Annotated in this window: 7 protein-coding genes; 2 read left to right on the top strand and 5 right to left on the bottom strand. The window is 61.8% G+C overall.

The genetic code is table 11. The features are described 5' to 3' along the window. Positions 1-242: 242 nt before the first annotated feature. The 3 genes from mutT to B7G66_RS07180 form a co-directional block, all read right to left on the bottom strand. Complete coding sequence (mutT, locus tag B7G66_RS18955) at positions 243-1,259, bottom strand: 8-oxo-dGTP diphosphatase MutT (RefSeq protein WP_003618043.1); 1,017 nt, start codon at positions 1,257-1,259, stop codon at positions 243-245. Continuing rightward, positions 1,256-2,371, bottom strand: a complete 1,116-nt coding sequence (locus B7G66_RS07190) for an aromatic ring-hydroxylating oxygenase subunit alpha (RefSeq protein ID WP_003618045.1) — start codon at positions 2,369-2,371, stop codon at positions 1,256-1,258. Before B7G66_RS07190 ends, mutT begins: the two co-directional genes overlap by 4 nt. 270 nt (positions 2,372-2,641) lie before the next feature. Then, positions 2,642-3,514: an ATP-binding protein gene (locus B7G66_RS07180; RefSeq protein WP_003618047.1), complete on the bottom strand. Its 873-nt coding sequence runs from the start codon at positions 3,512-3,514 to the stop codon at positions 2,642-2,644. 172 nt (positions 3,515-3,686) lie between these two features. On the opposite strand from B7G66_RS07180, the gene yajC reads away from it, so the two are divergent. Continuing rightward, positions 3,687-4,067: a preprotein translocase subunit YajC gene (yajC, locus tag B7G66_RS07175; RefSeq protein WP_003618048.1), complete on the top strand. Its 381-nt coding sequence runs from the start codon at positions 3,687-3,689 to the stop codon at positions 4,065-4,067. A 187-nt stretch (positions 4,068-4,254) separates the two neighbouring features. On the opposite strand, the gene B7G66_RS07170 is transcribed toward yajC, so the two are convergent. Together B7G66_RS07170 and B7G66_RS07165 are read right to left on the bottom strand one after the other, a co-directional pair. Further along, positions 4,255-4,941 (bottom strand): LysE family translocator, encoded by a 687-nt coding sequence (locus B7G66_RS07170; RefSeq protein ID WP_003618049.1) that lies wholly within the window; start codon positions 4,939-4,941, stop codon positions 4,255-4,257. 289 nt (positions 4,942-5,230) lie between these two features. Then, complete coding sequence (locus B7G66_RS07165; RefSeq protein WP_040511584.1) at positions 5,231-5,839, bottom strand: superoxide dismutase; 609 nt, start codon at positions 5,837-5,839, stop codon at positions 5,231-5,233. A 129-nt stretch (positions 5,840-5,968) separates the two neighbouring features. Here B7G66_RS07165 and B7G66_RS07160 point away from each other — a divergent pair, with 129 nt between their 5' ends. Then, the gene (locus B7G66_RS07160; protein ID WP_003618053.1) at positions 5,969-6,820 is read left to right on the top strand and encodes a phytoene/squalene synthase family protein; all 852 of its coding nucleotides are present in this window, start codon (positions 5,969-5,971) and stop codon (positions 6,818-6,820) included. Positions 6,821-6,962 lie beyond the last annotated feature (142 nt).

The raw sequence follows: 6,962 nt of genomic DNA, 5'->3' as shown, positions 1-6,962 counted from the left end.
CCATGCGAAAGGGAGTGCCTCGGCACTCCCTTTTTGCTTGTACAAAGACCTGGCAAAGATCAAAAAGCAAAGAATACGAAGCCATCTGGGTCCTTTAGAAAACTTAATTCCAAACAGGCCCTGAAAAGCTTCGAAAGACGCTGCCTTTTTGGAAAAAGGCAGCACCCAAAAAACTTTTCTTGTTTTTTATCAACGTCTTGTTTTCAGGCAGTCTCTCAGATGCCTCACAGCCGCAGGATGGATCAGACAAGATCGCGCAGCAGCGGGACCAGCGGCTTGTCCGCATCGGGCATGGCATATTCATGCAGGCGGTTGGCCGCAACCCATTCCAGGGTCTGCCCCTCCCGCGGGGTAGGGGTGTTTTTCCACCGGTGACAGACATAAAGCGGCATCAGAAGGTGGAAATGCCCGTAATCGTGGGAAACAAAGGTAAATGGCGCCAGGCAGGAGCGGGCGACATCGATGCCCAGCTCCTCGTCAAGTTCGCGGATCAACGCGACCTCTGGTGTTTCACCCGGCTCTACCTTGCCGCCGGGGAATTCCCACAGGCCAGCCATGGATTTCCCCTCTGGCCGTCGCGCCAGCAGGATACGCCCGTCCGTATCGACCAGGGCGACAGCCGCGACCAGTACGCTTTTCTTCCGTCGCGTCTGGTTGTCCTCACCGGTGTCGGGCGACGTGCCGGTGCCCGACAGGTCGGCATGGCGTGCCTCAAAGCACAGGACGGGATATTCCCCCCCGCGGGAGACGAATTCCTGATGGCCTGTCCCGATTTCGCGAAAGCCGATGCGACGCAGCACGGCGATGGAGGGATGGTTGTCATATGCCACCGCCGCCGTCAGCCGTTCAACCGGCAGGTTGGCCATGGCCCACCGTGCCAGCCGTCCTGCCGTGGTGGACGCCACCTTGCGGTTCCAGTGCGTGCGCGCCACCCAATAGCCCAGGGTGCCCGAACGGTTGGCATGGTCGATCCTGAGCCCGAGACAGCCGATCAGTTCATCCGGGTTTGCCGCCTGCGGGCAGGTGATGGCGAAGTGATAGGCCGTGCCGTCGCGTGACTGTGCGATGGTGGAGGCGATCCATTCATCCGTCAGTTCCCGTGAATAGGGAAACGGCACGCGGCTGAGCATGCGCACCACGCTCCAGTCATTGATCAGGCGATGCATGACCGGTGCATCGGCGGCCCTGACCTCACGCAGTAGGTAGTCGCCCGCCTCCAGTGCCGTGCCTGCAAATCGTGACTGTTCGCCGGCTGTCATCTGCTGGCCTGTGGCGCGGCGGGCGCGGGGGTGTCATCTTCGGCCGGCAGCCCGCATTCAGCCAGAAGCGCGCGCAGGTTGCAGATCACGGGAAAGATTTCCTGATTGCGATCGCCGCCCTGTTCGTTCCATGCCTCCTGCTCCATCTCCACGATTTCGCGGTCCTCGCGGAAGATCCGTTCGGTAAAGGCAGTCAGGAACGGCCATGCAAGGTCAAGCAGCCCCGGTATGCCCGGACGCTTGATCGACAACAGGCCAAAGACGCGGTTGGTCAACTGTTGCGCATCCTGCGGGACATAGGAAATCCACAGGTCCATGACCGGGTCGTTGTCGCCCGTGCGAATCGACAGCGTCTGGTGGGGATAGACGGTGCGGATCGTCATGACGTCGCGATGTGCGTACTTGTCGCTGTTGTCGCGCTTCTGCCCGAAAATCAGTGCCTCGCCAATCGGCTGCTTGCCGCCCGTGCGCGCAAAGCTGTAACGCGCCTCCACCATGTTTGCGGTGCGTTCCTGCCCCAGGAAGCGGGGCTTCATCTCGCCCATCTGCTTCATGTGCATGAACTGGTGGTTCATATCCATCAGGTTTTCATGCATGAAGCTGTAGTGGCATTTGATGGTACGGCCAAAGCGGCGTGTCTTGTAGGCCGGGTTCGCGACCTGCGCCAGTTGCGGCAGGGCCTGGTCCTGCGCTTTTTCCGGGTCGCCGGGGAAGATGAAGATCAGCCCGTCCTGTTCACGGCACGGATAGGTGCGCACCCCGTTCGGCAGCTTGCCCTTGCCGAGATAGGGAACGTCGATGCAGCGTCCCGACCGGCCATAGGCCCAGCCGTGATAGCAGCATTGCACCGAGTCTCCCTTGACGGTGCCCTTGCTCAGGGGCACCTGACGGTGGGCGCAGCGATCCTCCAGCGCAAAGACGCTCCCCCCCTCGCGTGGGCGCACCAGCGCGATGGGCAGGCCCGCGTAACGTGTTCCGATTGTCTTGCCCGGACGCAGTTCGCGCGACCATGCAACGGGGTACCAGTTGTCAGGATGCGCATGGATGCGACGCAGGTCGCGTCGGCCTGTGGTCAGGGGCGGCATGCTGTCTGACGATAGCAATTTGTCCATTGTCTCTCTTGATTTTGAAGATGGCCGTGGCAATCGGACATGCCAGGAATCCCAGGTGGCGTTGCTCTGTCAACCGATACGGTCAGGTATATCCATCACGGTATATAAGGATGTTTTTCACGGGAAGCATAAATGGTTCCGCACACTCATACTTTGTCACATATCCTCCTGTCCCGTGATGGGGGTGCGACCTTGTGTTGGCATGGGGCGGTGGGGACCGTCCCGGCGCACCATCATGGCGCGTGGTCGCGGGGCGGTCCATGTGCTGGATCATTCTTGGGTGGAAAGTTCCGCCGTCAGGTCCTCGATGAACTGGAACGCGACACGGCCCGACCGGCCACCGCGCGACAGTGACCATGCATTGGCGCGGCGCACCAGGTCGGCATCGTCGATCGGCAGGTGACGTTCGCGCGCATATCCACGCACCATGTCCATGAACGTATCCTGCGCGCAGTTGTGAAAACCGATCCACAGTCCGAACCGGTCGGAAAGGGAGACCTTCTCCTCTGTCGCTTCAGCGGTGTTGATGGCGGTTGAACTTTCATTCTCGATCATCTCGCGCGGCATCAGGTGGCGGCGGTTCGATGTGGCATAGAACAGGACGTTGGCCGGACGTCCCGCGATACCACCGTCCAGCACGGATTTCAGCGCCTTGTAATCCGCATCTTCGCGTTCGAATGACAGGTCATCGCAAAAGACGATGAACCGCCGCGAACTCTCCCGCAGCAGGGCAAGCAGTTCGGGCAGGGTGGACAGGTCCTCGCGCTGGATTTCCACCAGCGCCACGCGACCCGCGCCCCGGGGGGCGGGTTTTCCATCCACCATGTTGGCCTGTGCGTGCGCCGCCTTGACCAGTGATGATTTGCCCATGCCGCGCGCGCCCCACAGCATGGCGTTGTTGGCGGGCAGTCCCTGCGCGAAATGCCGCGTATTTTCCAGCAGCATGTTGCGCTGGCGTTCCACCCCGCGCAGCAGGCCGATATCGACATGCGCCACATGCGCCACGGGAGACAGGCGCCCCAGCGCGGGATGCCAGATGAAGGCATCGGCAGTTTCGAGGCCGCCAAGGCTGGGCGCCGGTGGCGAGAGGCGCTCCAGCGCGGAGGCGATCCGTTCAAGGAGGGGAAGCAGGTTGGAATCCATCGTCGATCCTGGGTCTTGGACAAGGGGCGACAGCATATGCTGACTGGTATCCGGAGCGCGTCGGACCATATGCAATGGCGAAGTGACGCCTTGACGGGAAACAGGCGAAAACTATGGTCCGCATCGCAACCCTGCAACCCGTTCCAACCTGTATCATGCCGGAAAGCTGCCCATGCGCTCTCTTTTTGACAATTTCCTGACGACCCCAGCCTATGCCCAATCGGCCGGAGGCGGTGGATTCAGCGCCGAAGGGCTGATGTCCATCCTGCCTTATGTCGCGATGTTCGGTATTTTCTATTTTCTGCTGATCCGCCCGCAGCAGGTCAAGCAGAAGCAGTTGCGCAGCCAGCTTTCTGCCCTGCGTCGGGGCGACCGGGTGCTGACGGCAGGCGGGATCATCGCCGTTGTCCAGAAAGTGAGCGAGGGTTCGAACGAGGTCGAGGTCGAACTTGCCCCCAACGTGCGTGTGACGGTCCTGCGCGATACCATCAGCACCGTCATCACCAGTGTCGCGACCCCAGCCAACGACGCGACCCCGGCCAAGAAGGATTGAGGGGAGGAGTTAAGACCCCCCCTTGATGCACTGTAAAAAGTTCTGATGTTGCCGTTTTCGGAAAGGCAACATCCTGGTGAGGACTTGTCTGAAACAGATCCTCACCAGAAAAATGTCATTCCAGCCGATCATGCTGTGTGCAGCAGGCCTGTGGCGGTCAATCTGGCTGTGGGCCGACCGGGACCAATCAGGCGCGGGCGCGCAGCAGGATCGCGCCAAAACCGATGAAAATGCCCCCGGTGATCCGGTTGAATGCCCGCTTCAGTGTCGGGCGCTCCAGATAGGCCGCCATCTTGCGGCCCCCCAGTGCATAGATCATGTACCATGCCGTCTCGATCGTGGCGAATGTCGCGACAAGGATGGAAAACTGGCCCAGGCGCGGGGCGGCGGGATTGATGAACTGTGGGAAGAATGCAGCCGCGAACAGCAACAGCTTGGGATTGCTGATCGCCACAAGGAACCCGCCGCGAAACAGGGCGAACGTGGTTGTACCCGCAGGGTCGGGTGTTGCGGCGGATATGGCGTCCGATGTCATGTCCGCCATGGCCTGCCCGTCTCCTTGCCCGTCCCCTTGTAGCGGCGGTGTGCCCGCATCCGCACGCCATGCCTTGATCCCAAGGAAAACAAGGTAACATGCCCCGGCCACACGCAGGACGCCAAACAGCTTGGGCGATGCGGCGAGTGCCGCGCTGAGGCCCGCGGCGGAGGCGCCAAGTGCCACAAGCAGCGCAAGCAGGCACCCCGCCATGGCGGCAGTGGTGCGCCGAACCCCGAAATGGACGCTGCGTGTCAGCACATGCAGCATGTTGGGGCCGGGAATGGCGCACAGGAGGAAGACGGCGACGGAAAACAGCCACCATGAATGAAGGGTCATCTCGCGGTCCTGCGGCTCGTGCCATGGAGAAGGCACGTCAGTGGGTCAAAGGTCGTCGGAAAACAAGCCATTGCTAAAAAACAGAAGGTTCCGACCGTCACTTTTTTCAAAAGGTGATGTCTTCTGTAAAGCCCTTTGGCAATGTCTTGGCATAAACCTTTATGGAAGCGGCGGGATGGCGGGCCATAGGGGGCACATGCCATCTGGCAAGACGAAAAAACCCGGCCGCATGCACGGCCGGGTTTCCTGGGGATGGCCCGGGGGCCATCCCGGCAATTGGCGTGATGCCTTACGCGGCCTTGAGCTGCGCTTCGGCGAATTCATAATTCGCCAGCTTGTCGAGGTAGTTGACGATATAGTCAGGGCGACGGTTGCGGAAGTCGAGGTAGTAGGAGTGTTCCCACACGTCGAGGCCAAGCAGCACCTTGCCCTGGCCTTCGGCCAGCGGGTTGGAGCCATTGGCCGTCTTCGTCACCGCAAGCTTGCCGTCGGGGCCAAGCACCAGCCAGGCCCAGCCCGACCCGAACTGTGACGCGGCGGCGGCCTTGAAATCGGCCTTGAACTTTTCGATGCTGCCGAAATCCTCAACCAGCTTCTTGGATACGGAATCGGGAATCGCGCCACCCGTGGGCGACAGGTTCTGCCAGAACAGGATGTGGTTCCAATGCTGTCCCGCATTGTTGAACACGGGGGCCTGTGCCGGATCACCCTTTACCGCCAGGATGATTTCCTCCAGCGACTTGCCCTGCAGCGCGGGCTTGGATTCGACAAAGCCGTTCAGCGCCGTCACATAGGCCTGATGATGCTTGTCATGGTGCAGTTCAAGCGTTTCCTGGCACATGCCGCGCGCGGCAAGGGCATTGTAAGCGAAGGGGAGGGAGGGCAATTCGAAAGCCATGAACATTCTCCTGGCGATTGCAAAAGGCGGTATCGCACCGCTACCCCTAAACAGCTATGGGCGCGCGGCGGGTGCGTCAAGTCACACGCCTCGGCGCGGGCGTATCGTAACGCATGGACCCCTAACGTCATGACCCCGACCCGGGATGCAGAACATTCCACCGATGGCCTGTCTGAATGTGGCGCGATTGCGCGACGTTTCGACCCGGACCGTTTCCTGTGCGCGCTGTTTGTGCCCGCCCCCGCGCGGGAGGCGGCGATGACGCTGGTTGCCTTTAATCACGAGTGTGTTCGCGCGCTTTCGACTCCTGCCTCCTGGGCGGTGGCGGGGCCGATCGCGGGGATGATCCGCCTGCAATGGTGGCGTGACGTCATTGACGGGGGCGACCCGCAACGCCACCCGGTGGCCATTGCCCTGGTGGACCTGCTGGCATGTGGCGCGGTGCGGGCGGATACCGTGCGTGGCATTGTCGATGCGCGTGAATGTGAACTCGACGGGTTGCCTGACTGGCCCGCGTGGCGCGCCAATATGCGCGCGGGGGCCGGTGGGGTGCAGCGTGCAATGGCGGAGGTGCTGGACCCTCGCGACGATGTGGCGTGCGATGCGGTGGCGGAACTGGGTGCGGTTTATGGCGCGGGCGCACTGGCGCGGCATCTGGGGGCGGTGCTGCGTTCGGGACGGTGCCCGCTGCCGGATGTGGCGCTTGACGCCGTGGGGCTGGAACGTGATGGCCTGCGCGATGGGGCGGCCACCGCCGGACAGAGGGCGGCGCTGCATGCCCTGCTGCGTGCCGAAGGGGCGGCATTCCATGCCCGCGCCCTGACGATTGCGCCACGCCTGCCGCGCACGGTCCTGCCTGCCGCCCTGCCGGCCGTGCTGGGGCGGCGTGACCTGCGGGCGGATGGGGAAGATGACGGTGGCGCGCGCGGCATTGGCGACCGGCTGGCGGTCATGGTCGCGATGGCGCGCGGGCGGGTGTGAGCGTGCAGAAGGTTTGGGGTGGACGCTGCATAAGGGACCACCTCATTTTAGTTTGAAAACACATCCTTGATAGAAAACAGGAACAGTTTTCGGACGCCGCCTTTTTTCAGAAAGGCGGCGTCTTCTGAAGCTTTTTAGAAAA

Origin of the sequence: Novacetimonas hansenii JCM 7643 (genome assembly GCF_000964405.1) — a bacterium.
In the GTDB taxonomy this organism is placed as follows: domain Bacteria; phylum Pseudomonadota; class Alphaproteobacteria; order Acetobacterales; family Acetobacteraceae; genus Novacetimonas; species Novacetimonas hansenii.
Note: the sequence above shows the minus strand (reverse complement) of the source record. Positions and strands in the feature narration are given on the sequence as shown.